This is a genomic window from Micromonospora sp. 4G55 (genome assembly GCF_016803375.1).
Genome location: NZ_JAEVHN010000694.1, coordinates 1 through 3,144 on the forward strand (window position 1 = coordinate 1; position 3,144 = coordinate 3,144).

General features: G+C 73.6%; 3 protein-coding genes and 2 pseudogenes. 3 read left to right on the plus strand and 2 right to left on the minus strand.

What is annotated here, in order from left to right:
• Positions 1-16: 16 nt before the first annotated feature.
• Together JNW89_RS32510 and JNW89_RS32515 are read left to right on the plus strand one after the other, a co-directional pair.
• Positions 17-327, plus strand: a pseudogene (locus JNW89_RS32510) (enoyl-CoA hydratase/isomerase family protein); the annotation flags it as partial.
• A 186-nt stretch (positions 328-513) separates the two neighbouring features.
• Complete coding sequence (locus tag JNW89_RS32515) at positions 514-921, plus strand: DUF6228 family protein (protein WP_309140050.1); 408 nt, start codon at positions 514-516, stop codon at positions 919-921.
• A gap of 107 nt (positions 922-1,028) precedes the next feature.
• Here the strand turns inward: JNW89_RS32515 and JNW89_RS32520 are convergent, their stop codons facing one another.
• Positions 1,029-1,619 carry a peroxiredoxin-like family protein gene (locus JNW89_RS32520; protein WP_238451965.1) on the minus strand — a complete coding sequence of 197 codons (591 nt, stop codon included), beginning with the start codon at positions 1,617-1,619 and terminating at the stop codon, positions 1,029-1,031.
• 71 nt (positions 1,620-1,690) lie between these two features.
• On the opposite strand from JNW89_RS32520, the gene JNW89_RS32525 reads away from it, so the two are divergent.
• Positions 1,691-2,311, plus strand: coding sequence for a TetR/AcrR family transcriptional regulator (locus JNW89_RS32525; RefSeq protein WP_238451966.1), 621 nt, complete (start codon positions 1,691-1,693; stop codon positions 2,309-2,311).
• Positions 2,312-2,399: 88 nt separating this feature from the next.
• Here JNW89_RS32525 and JNW89_RS32530 read toward each other — a convergent pair.
• Positions 2,400-2,828 (minus strand): annotated as a pseudogene (locus JNW89_RS32530) (HNH endonuclease); the annotation flags it as partial.
• Between the last annotated feature and the right edge of the window lie 316 nt (positions 2,829-3,144).

The following is a 3,144-nucleotide window of genomic DNA, read 5'->3' on the forward strand; positions in this document are numbered from 1 at the left end:
CTGACCCGGCTGTCGGCCCGGCGACGCGAAGTTCCTGCTCTTCACCGCCGAGCTGATCGACGCCGAGCGCGCGCTGCGGGTCGGCCTGGTGGACGAGGTGGTCGACGACCTCGCCGGCCGGGTAGCCGCGATCACCACCGCCATCGCACAGCGCTCGCAGCTCAGCGTCGCCGCCGCCAAGGAGATCGTCGACGACCGGGCCGGGCCGCCCGGATCGCCTGGTGGCACCGGAAGGTGCGGGACAGCGGCGAGGCCCGCGAGGGGATCGCCGCCCACCGCGAGCGACGCGCGCCGAACTTCGCCTGGTCACCGTCCGACCGCCCCTGATCGTGGTTCCGTCGCTTCGAGAGGTCCGGTCCGGCACCCTCGGACACCTCCCGGGCGCTACGGACCTGATGACGTAGCCGAATCGCCATGTCGACGGCGAGCGAGAAATGCGCCTGTCAGGCGTACCCCCGAAGCTCTACTGTCCCTGCCGTGCCGCACCTTCGCCCGCCTGCCGACGAGCTCGACGTGACGATCCGATGCCAGGCGGATCCGGGCGTGTCCGTCCGCCTGCACAGTCGCCACTTCCCGGACGAGTACGGCGTCGGCTTCTCGGCCGAGGCCCGGGCCGACGGTCTGCGTGCTGAGCTTCCCGGGGTGGAGGTCTGGGTCTGGGACGACGCCTGGCTGCCTGATTTCATCGGTCAGCTGGCCGCTGAGTATCGGGGCTGGACCGGGGAACGTCGGTGGCGGACGAACCACCTGGCTGTCCGGGCCGTCTTCCATTCCCGAGGCCACGTCGCACTGACCTGGGACCTCCAACCCTGGGTGTCGCAGTCGGACCCGTGGCGGGCGCCGATCACGACCTGGCTCGAAGCCGGCGAGCAGATGAGCCGCCTGGCCGCGGACCTCCGCGAGTTCCTGCCGAGGCCGTGAGTCGTCCACGACATCAGGTCTGTAGCGTCGGCGACCCCCCTTTCGCCGGCGCCTCGGCCGGTCAGGGCGGCAGTGAGCTTCGGCGGTGAGGACGTCCGGGGGTTCCGTCAGCCGCCGGCCCGGGGAGCCTGCGGCGTCGAGGGCGACGTGACGAGCCTCAGCAGCTCGTCGACCGACCACTGGTCGTAGACGTGCTGGCCGTGCCTGCTGGCCAGGACCGAGCCGTCCGGGGCGATCAGGAAGTCGGCGGGGAGCCCGAACCGCCCGCCGTGCGGGACGGCCGCCGGTGGGCGCTCCCGGCCCCGCAGGACGGCCCACGAGCTGCGCAGCACCGCGCGCAGGATCGGCAGCCAGGCGCGTGGGCTGAGCAGTGCGCGCACGGACGGCTCGACGCCGAACTCGCGGTAGAGCCGCTTGTCGGGGTCGGCGATGACGGCGAAGGGCAGGTCGTCGGTGTGCTCCCGCAATTCGTCGGCGGGGGAGTGGAAGACCACGACCTCGCGTACCCCGGCCGCTTCGATCTCGGCGTGCCGACGGACGATCGAGCGCAGGTGCAGGTTGCAGACCGGGCAGCCGGCGAACCGGCGGAACTGGAGGTGGACCAGGCGTTCGGCGTCGGGGACGGCGACCGGCGGGCCGGAAACCGGGGTGAGTCGACGGCGGGACACGGTCGAACCGGGGGCGGACGGACGGGACATGGTTGCCTCCCTGTCGTAGGCGTACGACGTACTCCTACAGGGTTAGGCTTACGTTGTACGCTTTCAAGGCCATGCCTCGCCCCCGCTCACTCACCCCGGCCCAGCTCGCCTCGGCCGCGCTGGCCGTCATCGACCGCGACGGCCTTCCCGCGCTCACCATGCGGGCGGTCGCCCAGGAGCTGGGCACCAGCCCGATGGCCCTCTACCGCTACGTCGCCGACCGGGACGAGCTGGAGGCGCTGGTCGTGGAGGAGGTGCTGTCCACGATCGACACCGCCGCCGCGACGGACGGGAGTTGGCAGGACCGGGTCAGCGTGCTGGTCCAGCGGATGCGGACCGCGATCGGCCGACATCCCGCCGTGGTGCCGCTGCTCCCCGTGCACCGGCACCGGTCGCCGACCGTGCTGCGCTGGACGGAGACCGTGCTCGGCGTCCTCGCCGAGGCGGGCTTCGTCGGCACCCGGCGGGTGGTCGCGCTGCGCGCCCTGCTCGGGTACGCCATCGGCGCGATCCAGCTCGAACACCTGGGCCCGCTCTCGGGCAGCGGCACCGACGCGATGGCGGGACTGTCCCCGGCGGAGTTCCCGCAGCTGTCGGCCACCGCCGCCGACGCCCGCCGGGTGGGACCGGACGCGGAGTTCGCCGGCGGACTCGACCTGCTGCTGCGCGGCCTGGCCGTCTCCTCGGACTGACCGGGGCGCAGGGACCGGCGGGCGCGCGCCGGAGGCGTACCTCCGACGCGGCCCCTGTGCCGCCGGCCGGCGGGTCACCGCCCGGCGACGCGGCCCAGCTCGGCGTCACCGGCTCGCGCCGCAGCGGCATGCCCGCCTCGGCCGGCGTCCGGTCGCCCTTGCGCTGGTTGCAGGCGTAGCAGGCGGCGGTCGTGTTCTTCCAGGTGTTCCGGCCGCCGCGCGAGCGGGGCAGGATGTGGTCGATGGTGCTGGCCGGGCCGCCGCAGTACGCGCAGCACCGGTCGTCGCGCCGCAGCACGGCGGCGCGGGACCAGGCCGGCCCGGCGTGGAACCGCCAGCGGGTGACCACGTACCGGACGAGGCGGACCACCCGGGGGACCGGGAAGACGCCGATCACCTGGTCCGGCTCGGCCTCGTGGATCTCGGCGACCCGGCGGCACAGCATCCGGATCGCGTGCTGGACGGTGACCCGGTGCAGCGGGCCGAGGTCGGCGTTGATGACGAGGACGGCGTCCACCGGGTTCTCCCTTCACGATCGGCGGCGGACCGGGTCGGACAGCGAAAAGCCGCCCGGTCCGGCTGGGGGACGGGCGGCTGGAGCGCGTGCGGGCACGCGTCAGTCGGGCCACCCGTCCCGGGGACCTTCAGCTCGGCAACCATCGAGCGGCAGCGTCGACCACGCGCACGTGACGTGCGACAACGACATGACTGACTCCCGGCGGGCTGGTTGACCTTGCGCGATCACGGTAGGGCGGGCGCGGGCGGGCCGGCAACGCATTTCGATGCCCGCCCGGCCGGCTCAGCCGGAGACCGACCAGACCCGCACCTCCACC

What these genes read in the sequence shown, in the direction of transcription:
- JNW89_RS32520 (WP_238451965.1), bottom strand. Translation starts at nt 1,619, where the DNA reads ATGTCCCGTCCGTCCGCCCCCGGTTCGACCGTGTCCCGCCGTCGACTC.
- JNW89_RS32525 (WP_238451966.1), top strand. Translation starts at nt 1,691, where the DNA reads ATGCCTCGCCCCCGCTCACTCACCCCGGCCCAGCTCGCCTCGGCCGCG.